The sequence below is a fragment of the Ruegeria sp. BHSB064 genome, assembly GCF_059613205.1.
Genome location: NZ_JBXWSB010000010.1, coordinates 49,036 through 67,530, shown reverse-complemented (window position 1 = coordinate 67,530; position 18,495 = coordinate 49,036). Strand labels below are relative to the sequence as shown.

At 58.4% G+C, this 18,495-nt stretch carries 18 protein-coding genes and 1 pseudogene; 11 read left to right on the top strand and 8 right to left on the bottom strand.

What is annotated here, in order from left to right:
* Both AC2FNU_RS04315 and AC2FNU_RS04310 read right to left on the bottom strand, forming a co-directional pair.
* Window positions 1–222, bottom strand: a pseudogene (locus AC2FNU_RS04315) (YggS family pyridoxal phosphate-dependent enzyme); the annotation flags it as partial.
* A 101-nt stretch (window positions 223–323) separates the two neighbouring features.
* Window positions 324–1,403, bottom strand: coding sequence for a porin (locus AC2FNU_RS04310; RefSeq protein WP_496785260.1), 1,080 nt, complete (start codon window positions 1,401–1,403; stop codon window positions 324–326).
* A 280-nt stretch (window positions 1,404–1,683) separates the two neighbouring features.
* Here AC2FNU_RS04310 and AC2FNU_RS04305 point away from each other — a divergent pair, with 280 nt between their 5' ends.
* The 4 genes from AC2FNU_RS04305 (at window position 1,684) to holA (ending at window position 6,291) form a co-directional block, all read left to right on the top strand.
* Complete coding sequence (locus tag AC2FNU_RS04305; RefSeq protein WP_496785264.1) at window positions 1,684–2,169, top strand: DUF3576 domain-containing protein; 486 nt, start codon at window positions 1,684–1,686, stop codon at window positions 2,167–2,169.
* A 72-nt stretch (window positions 2,170–2,241) separates the two neighbouring features.
* The gene (gene leuS / locus AC2FNU_RS04300; protein ID WP_496785256.1) at window positions 2,242–4,776 is read left to right on the top strand and encodes a leucine--tRNA ligase; all 2,535 of its coding nucleotides are present in this window, start codon (window positions 2,242–2,244) and stop codon (window positions 4,774–4,776) included.
* Window positions 4,763–5,266: an LPS assembly lipoprotein LptE gene (lptE, locus tag AC2FNU_RS04295; protein ID WP_496785253.1), complete on the top strand. Its 504-nt coding sequence runs from the start codon at window positions 4,763–4,765 to the stop codon at window positions 5,264–5,266. Before leuS ends, lptE begins: the two co-directional genes overlap by 14 nt.
* Window positions 5,263–6,291 carry a DNA polymerase III subunit delta gene (holA, locus tag AC2FNU_RS04290; RefSeq protein ID WP_496785250.1) on the top strand — a complete coding sequence of 343 codons (1,029 nt, stop codon included), beginning with the start codon at window positions 5,263–5,265 and terminating at the stop codon, window positions 6,289–6,291. The genes lptE and holA overlap by 4 nt, the downstream gene beginning before the upstream one ends.
* Window position 6,292: 1 nt before the next feature.
* Here the strand turns inward: holA and AC2FNU_RS04285 are convergent, their stop codons facing one another.
* Complete coding sequence (locus tag AC2FNU_RS04285; RefSeq protein WP_496785247.1) at window positions 6,293–7,477, bottom strand: TIGR03862 family flavoprotein; 1,185 nt, start codon at window positions 7,475–7,477, stop codon at window positions 6,293–6,295.
* A 48-nt stretch (window positions 7,478–7,525) separates the two neighbouring features.
* Here AC2FNU_RS04285 and AC2FNU_RS04280 point away from each other — a divergent pair, with 48 nt between their 5' ends.
* Window positions 7,526–7,822 carry an HNH endonuclease gene (locus AC2FNU_RS04280; RefSeq protein WP_496785243.1) on the top strand — a complete coding sequence of 99 codons (297 nt, stop codon included), beginning with the start codon at window positions 7,526–7,528 and terminating at the stop codon, window positions 7,820–7,822.
* Here AC2FNU_RS04280 and AC2FNU_RS04275 read toward each other — a convergent pair whose 3' ends face one another.
* The 3 genes from AC2FNU_RS04275 to AC2FNU_RS04265 are packed head-to-tail and all read right to left on the bottom strand — an operon-like array spanning window position 7,823 to window position 9,905.
* A complete protein-coding gene (locus AC2FNU_RS04275) occupies window positions 7,823–8,560 on the bottom strand; it encodes a VOC family protein (protein WP_496785241.1) in 738 nt (245 codons plus the stop codon).
* A complete protein-coding gene (locus AC2FNU_RS04270; RefSeq protein WP_496785238.1) occupies window positions 8,557–9,165 on the bottom strand; it encodes an enoyl-CoA hydratase/isomerase family protein in 609 nt (202 codons plus the stop codon). The genes AC2FNU_RS04275 and AC2FNU_RS04270 overlap by 4 nt, the downstream gene beginning before the upstream one ends.
* Window positions 9,162–9,905: an SDR family oxidoreductase gene (locus tag AC2FNU_RS04265; protein WP_496785236.1), complete on the bottom strand. Its 744-nt coding sequence runs from the start codon at window positions 9,903–9,905 to the stop codon at window positions 9,162–9,164. Before AC2FNU_RS04265 ends, AC2FNU_RS04270 begins: the two co-directional genes overlap by 4 nt.
* Before the next feature lie 107 nt (window positions 9,906–10,012).
* On the opposite strand from AC2FNU_RS04265, the gene AC2FNU_RS04260 reads away from it, so the two are divergent.
* The 5 genes from AC2FNU_RS04260 (at window position 10,013) to lpxK (ending at window position 16,080) form a co-directional block, all read left to right on the top strand.
* Window positions 10,013–11,560, top strand: coding sequence for a DUF2125 domain-containing protein (locus AC2FNU_RS04260; protein ID WP_496785234.1), 1,548 nt, complete (start codon window positions 10,013–10,015; stop codon window positions 11,558–11,560).
* Between the two features lie 163 nt (window positions 11,561–11,723).
* Window positions 11,724–13,070 carry a TldD/PmbA family protein gene (locus AC2FNU_RS04255; RefSeq protein WP_496785232.1) on the top strand — a complete coding sequence of 449 codons (1,347 nt, stop codon included), beginning with the start codon at window positions 11,724–11,726 and terminating at the stop codon, window positions 13,068–13,070.
* Entirely contained in the window at window positions 13,057–13,857 is an 801-nt protein-coding gene (locus AC2FNU_RS04250; RefSeq protein ID WP_496785230.1) for an inositol monophosphatase family protein, read from the top strand. Before AC2FNU_RS04255 ends, AC2FNU_RS04250 begins: the two co-directional genes overlap by 14 nt.
* Window positions 13,854–15,092: a 3-deoxy-D-manno-octulosonic acid transferase gene (locus AC2FNU_RS04245; protein WP_496785228.1), complete on the top strand. Its 1,239-nt coding sequence runs from the start codon at window positions 13,854–13,856 to the stop codon at window positions 15,090–15,092. Before AC2FNU_RS04250 ends, AC2FNU_RS04245 begins: the two co-directional genes overlap by 4 nt.
* Window positions 15,079–16,080 (top strand): tetraacyldisaccharide 4'-kinase, encoded by a 1,002-nt coding sequence (gene lpxK / locus AC2FNU_RS04240; protein ID WP_496785225.1) that lies wholly within the window; start codon window positions 15,079–15,081, stop codon window positions 16,078–16,080. Before AC2FNU_RS04245 ends, lpxK begins: the two co-directional genes overlap by 14 nt.
* A gap of 36 nt (window positions 16,081–16,116) precedes the next feature.
* Here the strand turns inward: lpxK and AC2FNU_RS04235 are convergent, their stop codons facing one another.
* The gene (locus tag AC2FNU_RS04235) at window positions 16,117–16,779 is read right to left on the bottom strand and encodes a DsbA family protein (protein WP_496785221.1); all 663 of its coding nucleotides are present in this window, start codon (window positions 16,777–16,779) and stop codon (window positions 16,117–16,119) included.
* Between the two features lie 13 nt (window positions 16,780–16,792).
* On the bottom strand, window positions 16,793–17,299 hold the full coding sequence (locus AC2FNU_RS04230; RefSeq protein ID WP_496785218.1) for a DUF721 domain-containing protein: 507 nt from the start codon (window positions 17,297–17,299) through the stop codon (window positions 16,793–16,795).
* Between the two features lie 81 nt (window positions 17,300–17,380).
* Between AC2FNU_RS04230 and mutY the strand changes: the two genes are divergently transcribed.
* The gene (gene mutY / locus AC2FNU_RS04225) at window positions 17,381–18,436 is read left to right on the top strand and encodes an A/G-specific adenine glycosylase (RefSeq protein ID WP_496785216.1); all 1,056 of its coding nucleotides are present in this window, start codon (window positions 17,381–17,383) and stop codon (window positions 18,434–18,436) included.
* Window positions 18,437–18,495: the final 59 nt, after the last annotated feature.

Below are 18,495 nucleotides of genomic sequence, written 5' to 3'. Positions count from 1 at the left end.
GTGCAGATCAATTCCTTCGAACTGCTCTTTGAAGGCGGGCCATTTGCCTGCAGCCTCTTGCACCCGATTCTCTCCGAAACACCTGTGCCCCTGCTCCAGAACCGCCTGCACGCGTTCATTCGGCTGCACTTTGGACACAGCGATCAGCTTCACTGAGCCAACCGGACGCTCGGACTTGGATTCGGCTTTGGCGATACGTGCGGTGATGTCTTGCAGCGACATAGGATCCTCAATCTGTCTTTGGCGCAGAAAAACACCAAGTCGGCACAAAAGAAAAGGGCGAGTCCGAAGACCCGCCCTCAAACCTTACGGTTCAGATCAGCTTAGAAGTTGAACTGAGCACCGAAGTCAGCAACGATGGTGTCGCTTGCGCAGACGTCACAGTCGTTGCGGCCGATACCACCGCGCAGCGATGCACCGCCACCCAGGTCGTAGATCGCACCGATTGCAACCTGCTGAGTGTCAGCATCCGCGTTACCGTCACCGTAGGTGAACAGCAGGGTGGTTGCAGCGCCCAGGTTGTAGGCTGCCGAAAGACCCCATGCAGTACCGTCGGTCGCTGCAACTTCAGTTGCGTCGTCTGCGACGAACAGGGTACCCGAGAAGTCACCGAATTCTGCGCCCAGGGTCAGAACGGTCAGGCTCGGATCGCTAACACCGGCAACACCCGAGTCAGTCTGACCGTAGGCCAGAGCAGCGGTGATGTTGTTGAAGGTGTAAGTTGCGCTGATGTCCCAACGGTCGTTGCCGTCAACGATCGCAACACCACCAGGTGTCAGAGCGGCAGTGGTCGCGCCTTGGTCGTACGACGCGCCGAAGGCGAAGTCACCAACCGAGTACTGGAAGAATACGCCGTTTGCGCCCGAACCGGTCGAGGAGTATGCCAGGAAGCTGTAGTCAACACCCGAGTACTGACCTGCGAACAGTTCCAGACCAACTTCGTTACCGTAGTAGTTTGCCAGGTTGTCGAACGAACCTGCTACGTTACCGGCGTCAACACGCAGGCCACCGTAGATGACCGAGAAACGTGCGCCGTTCAGGCCAGCAGAGTTTGCTTCGCCAGTGCTGCTGTCTTCGTCAGCTTGCAGACGAACACGGCCTTCGAAGCGAACGCCACCATCGGTTTCAACGATACCGTCGATGTTCAGACGGAAGCGCGATACCAGGATAACGTCGTCCGATGCAACGCCGCCAACTGCACCAGGAATTGCCAGTGCAGCAGTTGCCGAACCACCAGCTGTGGTCGGAACAACTGTCGAAGTTGTCAGAGTGAACGGAACGGACTGGGTACGATCTTCAACGTACCCAATACCAAAACGGCCATAACCGCTGAATCTTACTTCAGCTGCTGCAACGCCTGCGGTCGCAATCAGCGCCGTCGTTGCGAAGAGAACTTTTTTCATCTTGTTTCCCTCGGTTTCAAAAGAGTTATCTACTCGACACATGCCTCGGCATATGTCTCAGCACGGACACCGTTTCGCTCTTTTTGCCCCCATTGCGCAAGCTTGGCATAAGTGCTGCGCCGTCATTGGGGTCAGATTGGTGCAAGGATGCCACAGTCGGTTTCCCCCCAAGTCCAGCCACATACCGGGATTTCACAAGAATAGGCTTGTTGCAGCGGGGGTCCTTGGCTAGGAGTATCCCTTGAATACTGCACAACAAGTGAAACAGGACCTGTTTACAATGCGCCTGCCGACGATTTTGGGATTGATCATGTTGACCGCCGTTGTTTCGGCATGTGGGCAGAATCAAAGCGCCACAACGACCTATACGCCCAATCTTGCAAGCGGGAATTCCGATGAGCGCGAGTTGAACGACCCCAACCGCTCCACATTGTGGGATATCTTCGACCGCAGCACGGCCGAGCAGGTGACAAATGTGAACCGCTACCTGTGGGCAGCTTCTCTTGATGTATTGAGCTTCCTGCCTGTCCAAGAAGTCGACCCATTTACCGGAGTAATTGTAACAGGTTACGGCACACCACCGGGTGGAGGGCGCTCTTACAGAGCCACGGTTCACATCAGCGACCCGGCACTCGCAGCGCGGTCACTGTCGGTTGCCCTGCAATCCAGTGGAGGCTCTCCGGTCAGCGCAGCAACGACGCGTGCTGTGGAGGATGCGATTCTGTCTCGTGCCCGTCAGCTACGCATTGCGGACAACAAGTTCTAGCAACCCGCCGAAAATCACACTAATACCACGCCGGGTTCCTACCCGGCGTTTTCATTCACGAAGGACCGCACGATGTCGCGCTACTCGGCCAACGAAATCGAAGCAAAATGGCAAGAGGCCTGGGACAAGGCCGGAATCTTCACCGCCAACCACAAGGCGGACAAGCCAAAATACTATGTGCTTGAGATGTTCCCCTACCCGTCCGGCCGAATCCATATGGGACATGTGCGCAACTACACCATGGGTGACGTAATCGCGCGGCACAAACTGGCAACCGGCCACAACGTGCTGCATCCGATGGGTTGGGACGCGTTCGGGATGCCTGCCGAAAACGCCGCAATGGCAATTGGTGGTCACCCCAAAGACTGGACTTACGGCAACATCGCCGACATGCGCGGGCAGATGAAGCCTTTGGGCCTGTCCATCGACTGGTCGCGTGAATTTGCCACCTGCGACCCTGAATACTATGGCCAACAACAGGCACTGTTCCTGGACATGCTTGAAGCCGGGCTGGTTTACCGCAAAAACGCCGTGGTGAACTGGGACCCGGTCGACATGACCGTTCTGGCCAACGAACAAGTGGAAAACGGGCGCGGTTGGCGTTCAGGGGCGCTTGTAGAGCGCCGTGAACTGACACAATGGTTCTTTAAGATATCTGATTACTCCGAGGAACTGCTGGACGCGCTGGACACGCTGGACAACTGGCCCGCCAAGGTGCGCCTGATGCAGGAAAACTGGATCGGCAAATCGCGCGGCCTGCAATTCGGCTTTGAACGCACCGATGGTGGCGAGCCGATCACGGTTTATACCACTCGCCCCGATACGCTGCTGGGCGCGTCTTTTGTCGGCATTTCGCCGGATCACCCGATTGCCAAGCGGCTTGAAGCCGAAAGCCCGGAAGTCGCTGAATTCGTGGCCGAATGCCGCAAAGGCGGCACCACCGAAGAGGCCATCGAAACCGCCGAAAAGCTGGGCTATGACACTGGCATTCGCGTCAAGCACCCGCTGGACCCGAACTGGGAACTGCCAGTTTGGATCGCGAATTTCATCCTGATGGATTATGGGACCGGAGCGATCTTTGCCTGCCCGGCCCATGACCAGCGTGATTTGGATTTCTGTCGTAAATACGGCCTGCCGGTGGTCGACACATTCTTTGCGCTGGATGATGACACGCCGGTAGACAAAATTGCGTTCGTGCCGCCCAAGACCGAGAAAGTTCGCTGGGTGAACCATTTCGCCGGTCTGACCGAAGCAACAGGCGACGAAGCGATCAACGCCACCGTCGATTTCGCAGAAAAGGCCGGTTGGGGCGAAGGCGTGACCAAATACCGCCTGCGCGACTGGGGCCTGAGCCGCCAGCGCTACTGGGGTTGCCCGATTCCCGTTGTGCATTGCGACAGCTGCGGTGTAGTGCCAGAGAAGAAAGAGAATCTGCCGGTTCGCCTGCCCGATGATGTCTCGTTTGACAAACCAGGCAACCCGCTGGACCGCCACCCGACCTGGCGCGACTGTGCCTGCCCGAAATGTGGTGCGCCCGCCAAGCGCGAAACCGATACGATGGACACCTTCGTCGATTCGTCCTGGTATTTCGCCCGTTTCACCGCGCCGCGTTCTGAGACGCCAACCGATCTGGCCGAAGCCGAATACTGGATGAACGTCGATCAGTATATCGGCGGCATCGAGCACGCGATTCTGCACCTGCTTTATTCCCGATTCTTTGCACGCGCGATGAACATAACTGGTCATCTGCCGAAAAAAGCTATCGAACCTTTTGATGCGTTGTTCACGCAAGGCATGGTGACGCATGAGATTTACCAGACCCGCGACGCCAACGGTCGCCCGGTCTATCACCTGCCCGAGGATGTGACGGACGGCAAACTGGCCGACGGCACTGAGGTCGAGATCATACCGTCGGCCAAGATGTCCAAATCGAAGAAAAACGTGGTCGACCCGGTCAGCATCATTTCAGCCTTTGGTGCCGATACCGCGCGCTGGTTCGTTTTGTCCGACTCGCCACCCGAGCGGGACGTGGAATGGACCGCGTCAGGAGCCGAAGCGGCCTTTAAACACCTGAGCCGTGTACATCGGATCACGTCCGAAATCGTCGAGTCGGACGTTCCGGCCAATGCCGAGGACGAAGCCCTGCTGCGCGAAATGCACAAGGCGATCCACGACGTGTCGGGTGGCGTCGAATCCTTTGGCTTCAACACATCGATCGCCAAGCTGTATGCCTTCACCAACACACTGGCCAAGTCCAAAGCCGGAACCGCAGCCAAACGCGAATCGGCCAAAACGCTGGCGCAATTGATGTCCCCAATGACGCCCCACCTGTCTGAAGAGCTCTGGCACATGCTGGGCGGTGAAGGTCTGGTGGCAACCGCGTCGTGGCCCGTCGCCGATGAGGCAATGTTGGTTGACGATACCGTCACCCTGCCGATCCAAATCAACGGCAAGCGTCGTGCGGAAATCAGCGTCTCCAAGGATCTGGCCAAGGACGAGGTTGAAAAAATCGCGCTCAGCACCGAAGCTGTCCAAAAGGCGCTGGATGGCAACGCGCCCAAGAAAGTTATCGTAGTTCCGGGCCGGATCGTGAATGTCGTTGTTTAACCGCAGAACCCTTTTGCTGATGCCGCTGGCCGCCTGTTTTCTTGGTGCGGCCTGTGGCTTTCAACCAGTCTACGCGCCCGGGGGAACTGGATCGCAACTCTATGGCAAAGTTGCTGTTTCAGAGCCGAATACTGTCGACAGTTTTCTTTTGGTTCAGAACCTTGAACAACAACTGGGCCGCAGCGCCGACACGGTCAGCGCGTACAAGCTGGATGTTCAGGTCACTACTGCGACGCGCGGCGCTGCGATCACCACAACCAATGAAACGCAGCGGTACACGATCGACGGGAGAGCGCAGTATACTCTGCGATCCAACGAAACCGGGCAAATCGTGGCTTCGGGCACTGTGACGGATTTTGTGTCTTACTCTGCAGCAGGTTCAACGGTTTCCACTCTGGCCGATGAACGCGATGCCAAAGAGCGTCTGATGGTGATTCTTTCAGGTCAGATCACGAACCGTCTATACGCAACACCGGATCTGGCCACATGAAGCTGAGCCCGCGCGAGGCTGATGGGTATTTCGCCAAGCCGGATGCGGACAAAACCGGGCTGTTGATTTACGGCGCGGATGCGATGCGAGTCGCGCTCAAGCGTCAGCAGGTACTGACGGTTTTGCTTGGCCCCGGTGCGGAAGAGGAAATGCGCCTGACCCGCCTGCCCGGCAGCGACCTGCGCGGTGATCCAGCATTGCTGCTGGATGCGGTGAAGGCCGTTGGGTTCTTTCCCGGCCCCCGCGCGGTATTTGTCGAAGAGGCCACCGAAACCGCTGCACCTTCGATTTTGGCCGCGCTTGAAGATTGGGCCCCCGGAGACGCTCAGATAATTGTCACGGCCGGACAACTGAAACCCAGTTCGAAAATTCGCAAAGCGTTCGAAGGGCATCCGGCGGCCTATGCTGTGGGCATTTATGACGACCCCCCATCCCGCGCCGAAGTGGAACGTGTTCTGGCCGAAGCGGGCCTGAAGAACATATCCCGCGATGTCATGTCTGCCTTGAGTGAACTGGCCGTCAGCCTCAGCCCCGGCGATTTCGCCCAAACCGTTGAAAAACTGTCGCTTTACAAGCGTGGGGACAGTTCAGAACTGACCATCGAAGACATCGAGGCTTGCGCCCCGCGCTCGACCGAGGCTGCCTTGGACGATGTTTTGAACGTGGTAGCCGAAGGCCGCGCGGGCGAGATCGGACCATTGATCCGGCGCTTGCAGGCGCAAGGGACAAATGGCGTGACATTGTGCATTGGGGCCACCCGGCATTTTCGCACGCTTTACGCCTGCGCCTCGGATCCGGGCGGCGCGGCACAGGGTATCGGAAAACTACGCCCTCCGGTTTATGGCAAGCGACGGGACCGTATTCTGCGACAGGCTCAGGGCTGGGGCGCACCCAAGCTGGAAACTGCGCTGACAGTTCTGACGGACACGGATTTATCACTGCGGTCTGCCGGGCAAACGGCACCTGCAATGGCCGTAGTGGAACGCGCGATGATCCGCCTTGCAATGTTGGCGCGATCGCGCTGACTCACTTGGTCTTTTCCAGCCAATCTGCGGCTGCCAGACCAGCCCACCGTCCGGTAGCCAGACAGGCTGTCAGCAAATAACCCCCTGTTGGGGCCTCCCAATCCAGCATCTCTCCGGCGCAGAACACACCCGGCAACGCGGTCAGCATCAGCCCGTCATCCAACGACGCCCTTTTGACGCCCCCTGCTGTCGAGATTGCTTCGTCCATCGGGCGCAGACCGGCATGCAGGATGGGCAGCTTCTTCAAAGCGGCAATCTGGTCTGGTTGATCTACACCACCTCGTTTCGCCATCTCATGAAACACTGCGACTTTCTGTGGGGACAGGTTCAGCGCCTTCCTCAGCCACTGAGACAGTGTAACCTTCGACCGTTTCGCGGCATAACGCGCCTCAAGGGTTTGCTGGTCCAGATCAGGCACCAAATCCACGAACAACGGCTGTCCAGCACGCAAGGCCGGGGTGAGCGAATACAGCCCGCCGCCCTCCAGCCCCTTTTCAGAAATTGCGGCTTCCCCGCGACTTTCAGAATCACCTGCCATCCACCGGACAGACTTCAACGCGGCCCCAAAATGCGCCTGCATGTGGGAGCTCCATTCAACGGAAAGGGCAGAATTCGCAGGCTCGAAAGGAGCCAGATCCACACCTCTGCTTGCAAGAGCCTGTGCCCACTGACCATCCGAGCCAAGGCGTGCCCAGCTTGCCCCACCCAGCGCCAGTACGGTGGCATCTGGTGAAATACTGCGCGGCCCGTCGGGTGTGTTAAATATCAGCGCCTCGCCTTCCCAACCTGTCCAGCGCCAGCGGGTTTTGACCTCAACCTTTGCATCGCTTAACCGGGCCAGCCAGGCCCGCAACAGGGGAGAGGCTTTCATAACCTCGGGAAAAACCCGGCCTGTTGAACCCGTAAACAAGGGCTGAGCCAAGTCACGCGCCCAGCGCTGTACTGCCTCGGAATCGAAAGCAGAAATCATCGGCTTCAACCAATCCGCAGCCTCGCCATAAGACTGGATCAGAATGTCAAATGGCTCGTCCTTGGTCAGGTTCAGCCCGGATTTTCCAGCCATCAAGAACTTGCGCGCGACCGAAGGTTTGGCCTCGGCCACCAGCACGGAATGCCCTGCTGCGGCCAGTTGTTCAGCGGCCATCAACCCGGCGGGGCCTGCTCCGATCACCACTGCCTGCGCCATTCACACCCTCTTGCCTTCGCCGCTTTCAGGCGCAAGTTTCTAACCATCATGACGAACAGCGATCCGATCTGCCCGCTCTGCGACCGCCCGATCCCCGACGGAGGCGGCAGCCTGCATCATCTGATCCCAAAACTCAAAGGAGGCAAGGGCGGACCAACCGTTCTTTTGCATCAGATCTGCCATAAAGAGGTCCATGCCACCCTGACCGAGGCCGAACTGGCGCGCAATTTCAACACGGTCGAGGCCCTGCGCGCGCACCCAAGGCTGAAAAAGTTCCTGAACTGGGTTCGCAAACGCCCACCCGGCTTTCGGTCTAAGGTTCCGGGCAATCGGCGCGGACGGTGATCAACCCGGCAGGATCGGATCACCAAAGGCGTCGGTCAGAGCTTCAGGCACGCCTTCGATTTCAATGCCCTGATAGTTTGGCACAGGCGCGAACTGAGCCCTCGCAACGTGCTGAAATTCCAGTGTTGTATACGGTCGCTTCCACAGCCACTCCCGATTTTCGACAGCCCACAGATCGGGAATTGGAGGCGTTTCCTGCGTGAAAGCATAGAAATGCAGGTCAAAGCCGTAAGGAGCAACCTCTTGCATGGATAGCAATGACATGCCTTGCCCGCGCCAAAACGTACCTTCAGCCGCGATATCCCCGGTCCGCAACGTGATCTGACCGATCCGCGCTTGCGCAAACGGCGCATCAGGATCTGCAGCGTGCGGAGGGCGGTTGCCTTCGAAATCATGTTGCAGCAGCTCGATGACAAAGCCTTCGGGGTCGGCCAAATGACACATGTAGCCGATATCCAGGAACTGCTTTGGATCACTTACCGGAATATCCCGCGCGCGCAGGTGGGTCGCAGCAAGATCAACATCCGGTAGGGTGATCCCTATTTTCCAATACCGCTGGCCTCGGTCATGGGTGTACCCGCCGCCGCCCGGCAGCAACAGAAGATCTGCATCTTCGCCCGCATAACCCACACGAACGTTAGGGCCTTGTTCATGAACAGACATGCCCAAAATGTCGCGATAAAAGGACGCCAACTGGCGTGGATCAGCGACCCGCAGACGCAGGGCCGACATCCTCATGAACACAACCTTGCGATTCCGGCGGCAATCTTCGGGTCGGCGTTCACACTATCCGCCACCAGATCGCGTGCGGTTTGCATCAGGTGATCAGCCTCGACAATCCGGTCCACCAATCCAAACGCATAAGCCTCTTGCGCGCTGATCTTTTGACCCGCCATCAGAATCAGCTTTGCGCGCGCTGGTCCGACCAAAACCGCCAGCCTTTTGGGATCGGAGGGTTGCGGCAGAAAACCCAGCTTCATCACCGGATAGAAGAACTTGGCCGAAGGCACCGCAATGCGTAGGTCGCAGGCCAGAGCCATACCGTTGGCTCCGCCAGCCAGAGTTCCGTTCAGTGCAGCAACAGTCAGACAGGGCAGCGCAGCAATGGCACCCGACAGCCGCTCCCAAACATCTGACGTGGCCAGACCGGCGCGCGCCTCGTCCAGATCGGCACCGGCACTGAACACCTTGCCCGCACCTGTCAGGATCATCGCCTTCGCGTCGGTCGCAGCTTCGGCGATCTCGGCCAGTTCGGTCAGCATCGCTCCGGTCAAAGCGTTGGCTTTGTCCGGGTTGTTTATCGTGACTACCCAAAGACCATCCTCTTTGGTCAGATCGATCATATCAGTCCAACCCGTTTGCGGATGTCTTCCAACCGCAGCGAGATTTCGGTGCCCAGGAATTCATTCGCGTCATCGGAACACATCCAGAGCAGCGCACGCGCAGGCCAGTCTGCGGGGATGTGCACATCCCAATCCAGTTGACTGACCGGATTGATGCCGCTGGCCTTGATCGACCGCTGCATGTCCGTGGCCACGGTTCCCGGTGACAAACCCATGGCGCGAATGCCGTTATGGGCCTCTTCCAAATGCAGACACTCTGTCAGCATTTTGGCCCCGGCCTTGGACGCGCAGTAATGGCTCCACGCTTCAACCGGATTTGATGCCGCCCCGGACGAGATGGTCAGAATGCTTCCCCCGCCAGCGGCCCGCATGATCGGCAGCGCGGCGCGCATTCCGTAAAAGACACCTTTAAGGTTGATGTCGATGGCCTTGCTCCAAGCCTCTACATCCGCGTTTGCGAGATGAAAGATCGGATCGATCACACCGGCATTGCCAATTAAAACATCCAACCCGCCGAAGTGATCCACGCACGTGGCCACGGCCTGTTCGACCTGCGCAAAATCGCTGACATCACACGCTAAAGCGATGGCCTGATCACCAAGCGCCGCTGCCAAAGCGTCGATCTGATCGTGGCTGCGCGCCACCAAGGCGACATTGGCCCCGGCCGCGGCAAAAACGCGCCCCGCTTCAGCTCCGATTCCCCGGCTGGCCCCTGTAATGAGTACCGTTTTTCCCTGCATCTGCCCCTCCTCGCGCGCTGCAATTGCTGTCGGCTACAGCCGTAGCGCGGAAACGGGGAAAGGGTCCAGCCCTTGCCCCCTTGACGATACCCGCCACAAACCCGACCATGCGCCACAAATTGATCAAGAAGGGTTACCTTATGTCCGTTTTCTTTCGCCGCAGTTGCGGTGCAGCTTTGGCCTATGCCTTTGCCACTCAGGGTGCTTTTGCCGACCTGACGGCTGATGATGTCTGGGCCAATTGGCAAGGCTATTTCACCTCGATGGGCTACACGATCACGGGCGACGAAAGCTCGGCGGGTGGCGTAACCACAATTTCGAACATGACTCTTTCACTGGCTCTGCCCGAAGAAGACGGGCAATTCCAGATGGTCATGCCCGAAATGACGCTGACGGAAAACGGCGACGGAACGGTGACTGTCGGTGTGCCGGAAAACTTTCCAATGGTCGTCACGGGTCAGGCAGAGGAAGGCGACTTTTCGGCCACTGTGAACTACACTCACAAACAATTGAACATGGTGGTTTCGGGCTCTCCCGAAGACATGACCTATGACTACACCGCCGATACGCTGGGTGTCGTATTGGAGTCGATCGAGGTCGAGGGCGAAGCGGTCCCGGATGATGTCTTTAACCTGGCGGTTGAGGCAAGTGACCTGACCGGCAGCTCACGTATGCAAATCGCGGAAAACCGCGATCTCACCCAGACGTTCAACGCAGCGAGCCTGACCTACAACATGAACTTTCAGGATCCTGAAAGTGGCGAAACCGGATTGATCAATGGTCAGTTGGACCAACTGGCGTTCGAGGGTGAAAACGTGTTTCCGAAAGACATTGACCTTTCGGACCCACAATCTTTCTACGAAGCCGGTTTTGCCTTCGACGGGATCTTTACCTACGCTTCGGGCAGCACTGACCTGAGCGGTACGAGTGAAGGTCAGGCGTTCTCGATGAACAGCACGTCGGAAGGCGGGCGCTTTGCCGCCACCATCGACTCTGAGAAACTGGTCTATGACATCGACCAAAACAGCACGAAACTTGCGGTGACGACCGCGGACCTGCCCTTCCCGATTGAGATCTCAATGGCCAAGGCCGGGCTCAACTTTGAGTTCCCGGTTCAGCAATCGGACGAGGTTCAGCCGTTTGGTTTGGGATTCAATCTGACCGAATTCACGATGTCAGACGTGCTTTGGAGCATTTTTGATCCCGCAGGTGCGCTGCCGCGTGATCCGGCAACGATTGCGCTGGATGCAACCGGAACGGCTAAGGTTCTGATGAATATCTTTGATCCGGAAATCGACATTGAGTCAGACGAAGCTCCGGGAGAGCTGCATTCTCTGAAAATCAACGAATTGCTTGTGTCTCTGGTTGGCGCAAAACTGACAGGTGATGGTGATTTTGCGTTCGACAATTCGAACACCGAAGAATTTGACGGTCTGCCCAGCCCAAGCGGCGTTGCGAACCTTCAGCTTGTCGGTGCCAACCAGTTGATCGACACCCTGATCGGGATGGGCATCATTTCGGACAATGACGCTTTGGGCGCCCGGATGATGATGGGTCTGATGGCCGTTCCGGGCGAAGAACCGGACACACTGAACTCGACAATCGAATTCACCGAAGATGGCCAGATTCTGGCGAATGGCCAGCGCATCAAGTAAAGATAAAAAAGGGCTGCATACCTTGCAGCCCTTTTTTCCGTTTCCTGCCCAAGATCACTGTAACGGGGTGGATTCTTCAAGATCCCAATCACACAATCCGGTCACGGGTCTTGCGACACAGGCAGTCCAAGGCTAGGTCGTTGGACACAAATCCGGAGGCCTCATGACCCGCACACCAGAAGAAATCAGCCAGCAATTGCTTGATGTGGCCCGCAAAGCAGGCGCGGAGGCGGCGGATGCCATCGTGCTTGACGGCGCCTCGGTCGCGGTCGAGGTGCGCAGCGGCGCACTGGAACATGCGGAACGCTCGGAAGGCACGGATCTGGGGTTGCGGGTTTTTCTGGGGAAACGGTCTGCCATCGTATCCAGTTCCGACAGCCGCCCGGAAACCCTGCACGCAATGGCGGAACGCGCTGTGGCCATGGCCAAAGAAGCCCCTGAAGATCCATTTTCCGGGCTGGCGGAAAGTGACCAGTTGGTAAGCAACTGGGATGTGCAATCGCTGGAGTTGCTGGACCCGGCCCCCGCCCCATCCGCCGAAACCCTGATGCAGGACGCACTGGCAGCCGAGGCTGCAGCGTTGGCTGTTCCGGGTGTTACTCAGGTCTCAGATGCGGCGGCAAGCTATGGAACCCACCGCGTGCATCTGGCCGCAACAAACGGCTTTACCGGCGGATACGAACGCAGCAGCCGGTCTGTGTCCTGCGTTGCTATTTCGGGCGAAGGCACCGGGATGGAACGGGATTACGATGGGGACAGCCGGACGTTCCAATCCGACCTGCGCAGCACCGAGGAAATCGGGCGCACAGCAGGTGAACGCGCGGTGCAGCAAGTTGGCGCACGCAAGCCTGAGACTGGCACTTTCCCAGTGTTGTTTGATGAACGCATCTCGTCTTCGCTGATCGGGCATTTGCTGGCCGCCAGCAATGGCGCGGCCATTGCGAGGGGCGCGTCCTGGCTGAAGGATTGTCTGGGTCAAGAGGTTCTGCCCGCGCACCTGTCCATTATCGAAGACCCCCATCGCCCGCGCATCTCGGGCTCGCGCCCTTTTGACGCCGAGGGTTTGCCGACCCAACGCCGAGCGATTGTAGAGAACGGTGTCCTCACCGGTTGGACGTTGGATCTGTCCAGCGCGCGCAAGCTGGACATGGTGTCGACAGGCAACGCCGCGCGTGGCGTGTCCGGCCCACCGTCACCCAGCAACTGGAACCTCAACCTGACGCAGGGCGAGCAAAGCCGCGCCGAACTTTTACGGGATATGGGCACGGGCTTGCTGGTCACGTCCATGATCGGATCGACGATCAACCCCAACACCGGTGACTACTCCCGTGGGGCCTCTGGGTTCTGGGTCGAAAATGGTGAAATCACGCATCCGGTCAATGAATGCACCATTGCAGGTAATCTTCGGGACATGCTGCGCCGGATCGTTCCGGCCAATGACGCCCGCCCCTATCTGTCACGTGTGGTCCCCTCGTTGCTGATCGAAGGAATGACACTTGCCGGCAACTGACCTGTCCCTGCTGATTGATGCGGCGCTTGAGGCCGGCAAGATCGCCACACGATATTCCGGGACGCAGGCACAGCGCTGGGATAAACCCGATGGTGCCGGTCCGGTTACCGAAGCTGATCTGGCGGTGAATGCGATGCTCGAGGAGCGGCTGCGCGCCGCACGGCCGGGGTATGGTTGGTTGAGCGAGGAATCTGAGGATACAGCCGAGCGGCTGGAGCGCCGAAATGCCTTCATCATCGACCCGATTGATGGCACCCGCAGCTTCGCCGAAGGCGCACGCACCTGGGCGCACTCCATCGCCGTCGCCGAGGAAGGTCGGGTTACGGCCGCTGTGGTTTACCTCCCGATGCGGGATCTGCTTTATGCCGCTGCCAAAGGTGAGGGTGCTACGCTGAATGGTGAGACGATCACCACCTCATCCATTGCCGACTTGCAAAGCTCGGAAATTCTGGCTGCCAGACCAAATCTTGATACACGGCACTGGCGCGACGGGCATGTGCCCGATTTCGAACGCGCCTATCGGCCATCGCTTGCCTATCGGATGGCTTTGGTCGCACAGGGACGGTTCGACGCGATGTTGACCCTGCGCCCCAGTTGGGAATGGGACATTGCCGCCGGTGATCTGATCATCCGCGAGGCAGGCGGTGTCTGTTCCGACCGGGCGGGGCAACCCTTGGTGTTCAACAACGCCCACCCCAGGCTGAACGGCGTTATTGCGGCCAATGCAGCTTTGCACGAAGAACTGTCTAATCGGCTGGATCCAACCGGACCAGGGATCGGGGCATGAGCAAACCGCGATCTTTAAGCCTTGCGGCCTACAGGGTTCTGTCTTGGGGAATGCGAAACAGCATCGGGCAGCACGCCGACCTGTCACGCCCCGAGGGCGAGCTTCTCTGGATCCATATCGCCACACCGGGTCGGCTGCGCGCGGTGAACGACTTTTGTCACCGGCTGCTGCTCGTTCGATCCGATCTGAGCTTTGTGCTGACAACGCCTCCTGACGCAGATTTGGACAGCTGGCCGCATCATGATTTCCTTCTGATCAACCTGCCTCAGGACCAAAGCGGCGCGGTACGTGGCTTCCTGGATCATTGGCGTCCGTCCATGGGGCTTTGGGTGGGCGGCGATCTGATGCCGAACATTCTGACCCGAGCCGAAGAACACGACATCCCGCTGGTTCTTTTCGATGCTCAGTTCAGCGTCACATTACCCCGAAGCGCGCGCTGGTTGCCGGATATCACGCGGGCCACGTTTGATTGTTTTCAACACGTCATGACTGCATCACCAGAAACTGCGCGCCAGATCCGCCGGCTGGGTATTTCATCTGCCAAGGTTCATGAATCGCCGCCCCTGCGCATCAGTCCCAATCCCAGGCCCTGGCCCGAAGACGAGTTGATTGAAACCAATCACACCCTTGCCGGACGACCCGTCTGGCTGGCAGCCTGGGTTCAGGACAAAGAATTTATCTCAGTTCTGACAGCACACCGGCAGGCGCTTCGGATGCTGCATCGGCTTGTTCTTGTGTTGCACGTGGCTGATGAATTGGAGGCTGGGCCGCTGAAACGACGGCTTGAATCAATGGATCTGCGCTGCATCAATTGGGACGCTGGTGAAGAGATTGAAGATACCACGCAGGTGATACTGACATCGAACCCAGAAAACCTGGGCCTTTGGTGCCGCGTAAGCGCTGTCACTTTTATGGCCAGTTCGCTGGAGCGTGACGCGGGCGGTCGTGATCCTTCCGAGTCGATTGCATTGGGATCTGCCATTATCTACGGACCATTTGTTCATCGCCACGACGCTTTGTATTCTCAGCTGCGGCAGGCAGGTGCCGCCAAACAGGTCAAGACAGCAACCGAACTGGGGGATGCCCTGATCGAACTTCTGGCACCGGATATCGCCGCGGGTATGGCATTGGCAGGATGGCAGATGATAACCGAAGGCGCACCACAGGCAGATGCCCTGATCGAAATGGTGCAGGACATTCTGGATCAGCGGAGTGCGGAACATGCGGGCACCTGACTTCTGGAACACCGCGCCGGATCAACTGGACCTCAGGGCGCGTCTGCTGGTACCGTTCGGCCATCTTTATGCTGCTGCAACTGCACGTCGGGTCGCCTCGAAGGTTGGGGAAAAACCGGGGGTGCCGGTGATCTGTATCGGTAACCTCAATGCAGGTGGGACTGGCAAGACACCCACGGTGATCTGGACCCTCGAACAGCTTAGAAGTGCGTGGCACGAACCGCATGTCGTCACGCGCGGGCATGGGGGGTCGCTGGAAGGTCCGGTTCAGGTCGATCCTGCCAAACACACCGCCGCCGAGGTCGGAGATGAGCCGTTGCTGCTGGCAATGTTTGGCGAAGTTTGGGTCGCCAAGGACCGGGCTGCAGGTGCTCGGGCGGCTGCGGCTGCGGGCGCGACGGTGATCGTGTTGGACGACGGGTTTCAAAACCCTGCGGTCGCCAAAGATATTTCCATCATTGTTGTCGATGCTCAACGCGGTTTTGGAAACGGGCTTTGCTTGCCCGCCGGACCCTTGCGCGAACCTGTGAATGTTGGCCTGCAACGCGCTGATCTGGTGCTGTCACTGGGAGATGAGGTCGCGCAGAAGGCGTTTTCTTCGCAATGGAGCACGAAACTGACCGTTCCCCATGTCACCGGGGTCATTGAACCATTGCAGACCGGCATGGATTGGACAGGGACGCGCGCACTGGCCTTTGCAGGTATCGGCTATCCCGAAAAATTCTTTCAGACCCTGCGCCGTCTGGGCGTCGAACTGGTGCGGGCCGAAGCATTGGATGATCACCAGCCCCTGACCCAGGCCTTGATGACCCGGCTGGAAAACGAAGCGCGTATGTTAGGGGCTCAGATGATCACGACCGAGAAAGACGCTGTGCGCCTGCCCCCTGCTTTTCGAAGTAAGGTGATCACGCTGCCGGTCCGGCTTCAGATACCGGAAGGCGAAAAGGTGAAAGAGATGCTGCTAACCGCGGCCCCGTCACCTAAGTAGATCCGACCGACCCCATAGGGGTCGACCGGCAGAAGATCAGCTGCCAAGCTCGGCTTCGATCAGCTTCTTGAAATCCGCGTAGGATTGATTGTCGACCTTTTTGCCATTCACGATGAAGGACGGGGTGGCTTGAATGCCGTCACGCTCAGCGTTTTCCTGGTACCACGCGGCCAGTGTACGCGCCTTGGTGCCGTCTTGCAGACATGCTTCAAGCTGATCGCCGTCGATCCCGGCCAAACGACCGATCTTGCGCAGCTCGTCAACGATCTCAGCCGGACCACCCGCGCGTGTCCATTCGGATTGCTTCTGGTAGATCACGTCGGTGATACCAAAGAACTTCTCTGGTCCTGCGCACCGGGCAACCATCGACGCCCACAAACCGTAACGGTCGAAATACACCTCGCGATAGGTGAACTTGACCTTACCGGTATCGATGAAATCTTTCTTGAGCTGCTTATACGCGCCCTGATGAAAACTCGCGCAATGCGGGCAGGTGTAAGAGGCATATTCGATGATCTCGACCGGAGCGTCCTCAGCCCCCTGCACCATTTCGATGATGGTCGAGGTGTCGATGTCCGCCTCCTGCGCCTCGGCAGTGCTCACCAACAGGTTGGACGAATTGGAATTTGACAGCGACAGCCAATAGCCGCCAGCGGCGACGGCGACGGCCGCACAGATTACGGTTGCAATACGGCTCATTCTCAGCCCTTTCTCAGCGTTTCTGTTTGGATAAAACGTTGCGTGCGAGACGTTCAAGGGCCGCGCGCAAATCTTCATCATTCACGTCACGTGACACTTTGTCTGCTTCGGCGACAACGTCAGGTGCAATCTGGGGTTTTGCCTGCTTCGGCTTGTGGTCGAAACTGGCCTGCCCCTCGGCAAAACCAGTCGGGGCAGTCTGGGTGATGCGGATGCGGCTGATGGCATTGTATCCGTAAACCGCGTTGACCTTTCCACGCAGCTGTTCCTTCTGCATTTCCAGCATCGGTGCCTGCGGGCCGGTGGTCAATACGGTCAGGGTCGCGCCGAAACCACCCTTGCCATAGCCCACATTCACGGGGCGTGCGATGGCAGCGGTGTCCTGGCCCACAATCTCGGCCCAATGGGTCAACAACCGCGACACGGCAAAGCCCCGGCTTTCACCGGCGCGCCGGATCTGATCGTTCAGCAAGGACGCGGTGCGTTTGAACCCGCGGGTCGAGGAACGTCTGCGTTGCATCTGGTTTCCCACTTCTACACCGCTATTGTAATGGGCAGACAATCGGGTGCCAGCGAAACCCGACAAGGAGATGAATAAAACTTGCGTGATTCCCCTGAATTCACCGTCAGTACCGCGCTTTTGGAATGGTATGACCGCCACGCGCGCGACATGCCATGGCGCGTTGGCCCCAAAGATCGGGCAGTCGGCGTGCGCCCCGACCCCTATCGGGTCTGGCTGTCCGAAGTGATGTTGCAGCAAACCACCGTGGCAGCGGTGCGCGACTATTTCCTGCGTTTCACCACCCGCTGGCCAACGGTTCAGGCGCTTGCCGCCGCGCCGGATGAACAGGTGATGGGGGAATGGGCTGGGCTTGGTTACTACGCCCGTGCCCGCAACCTGCTGAAATGCGCCCGTGTTGTTACGCAAGACCATGATGGCCGGTTTCCTGACACCTATGACGCGCTGCTGAAACTTCCCGGCATTGGCCCGTATACCGCCGCAGCGATCTCGGCCATTGCGTTTGATCAGACGGAAACGGTTCTGGATGGCAATGTCGAACGGGTCATGGCCCGGTTTTTTGACATTCACGATCCTTTGCCCGGATCCAAACCTTTGCTGAAAGAAAAGGCCGAGGCCCTGACGCCGTCCACCCGACCCGGGGATTATGCTCAGGCGGTTATGGATTTGGGCGCCACGATCTGCACGCCCAAATCTCCGGCTTGCGGCATTTGCCCTTTGCGTGACCCCTGTCAGGCCCGCATTGCGGGAACCCAGGCGGACCTTCCCCGAAAGACGCCGAAAAAGCCCAAACCCACCCGCTATGGCCACGTCTATATTGCGCGTAAGGCAGACGGGGCCATGGTGCTGGAACGTAGGCCAGATAAGGGGCTGCTGGGCGGAATGCTGGGCTGGCCCGGATCAGAGTGGAATGATGCTCCAACCGAACGCGCCCCGTTCCCGGCAAAGTGGACGATCCTGCCCGCAGAAGTGCGTCATACCTTTACGCATTTCCATTTGATCCTCAGGGTTTGGACCGCCGATATCGAAGATGACAACGTTCCCGAACACCTGACAGTACTGAACAAGCACAGTTTCAAACCCAGCGACCTGCCAACGGTGATGCGCAAAGCCTACGATCTGTGGAGACAACAATAAGACCGCTGTGCAATCCGCCGGGTCGCGGATAGGCTAGGCCCATGACGTCGGAGCAGAGA

What these genes read in the sequence shown, in the direction of transcription:
- AC2FNU_RS04310 (WP_496785260.1), bottom strand. Translation starts at nt 1,403, where the DNA reads ATGAAAAAAGTTCTCTTCGCAACGACGGCGCTGATTGCGACCGCAGGC.
- AC2FNU_RS04305 (WP_496785264.1), top strand. Translation starts at nt 1,684, where the DNA reads ATGCGCCTGCCGACGATTTTGGGATTGATCATGTTGACCGCCGTTGTT.
- leuS (WP_496785256.1), top strand. Translation starts at nt 2,242, where the DNA reads ATGTCGCGCTACTCGGCCAACGAAATCGAAGCAAAATGGCAAGAGGCC.
- lptE (WP_496785253.1), top strand. Translation starts at nt 4,763, where the DNA reads ATGTCGTTGTTTAACCGCAGAACCCTTTTGCTGATGCCGCTGGCCGCC.
- holA (WP_496785250.1), top strand. Translation starts at nt 5,263, where the DNA reads ATGAAGCTGAGCCCGCGCGAGGCTGATGGGTATTTCGCCAAGCCGGAT.
- AC2FNU_RS04285 (WP_496785247.1), bottom strand. Translation starts at nt 7,477, where the DNA reads ATGGCGCAGGCAGTGGTGATCGGAGCAGGCCCCGCCGGGTTGATGGCC.
- AC2FNU_RS04280 (WP_496785243.1), top strand. Translation starts at nt 7,526, where the DNA reads ATGACGAACAGCGATCCGATCTGCCCGCTCTGCGACCGCCCGATCCCC.
- AC2FNU_RS04275 (WP_496785241.1), bottom strand. Translation starts at nt 8,560, where the DNA reads ATGAGGATGTCGGCCCTGCGTCTGCGGGTCGCTGATCCACGCCAGTTG.
- AC2FNU_RS04270 (WP_496785238.1), bottom strand. Translation starts at nt 9,165, where the DNA reads ATGATCGATCTGACCAAAGAGGATGGTCTTTGGGTAGTCACGATAAAC.
- AC2FNU_RS04265 (WP_496785236.1), bottom strand. Translation starts at nt 9,905, where the DNA reads ATGCAGGGAAAAACGGTACTCATTACAGGGGCCAGCCGGGGAATCGGA.
- AC2FNU_RS04260 (WP_496785234.1), top strand. Translation starts at nt 10,013, where the DNA reads ATGCGCCACAAATTGATCAAGAAGGGTTACCTTATGTCCGTTTTCTTT.
- AC2FNU_RS04255 (WP_496785232.1), top strand. Translation starts at nt 11,724, where the DNA reads ATGACCCGCACACCAGAAGAAATCAGCCAGCAATTGCTTGATGTGGCC.
- AC2FNU_RS04245 (WP_496785228.1), top strand. Translation starts at nt 13,854, where the DNA reads ATGAGCAAACCGCGATCTTTAAGCCTTGCGGCCTACAGGGTTCTGTCT.
- lpxK (WP_496785225.1), top strand. Translation starts at nt 15,079, where the DNA reads ATGCGGGCACCTGACTTCTGGAACACCGCGCCGGATCAACTGGACCTC.
- AC2FNU_RS04235 (WP_496785221.1), bottom strand. Translation starts at nt 16,779, where the DNA reads ATGAGCCGTATTGCAACCGTAATCTGTGCGGCCGTCGCCGTCGCCGCT.
- AC2FNU_RS04230 (WP_496785218.1), bottom strand. Translation starts at nt 17,299, where the DNA reads ATGCAACGCAGACGTTCCTCGACCCGCGGGTTCAAACGCACCGCGTCC.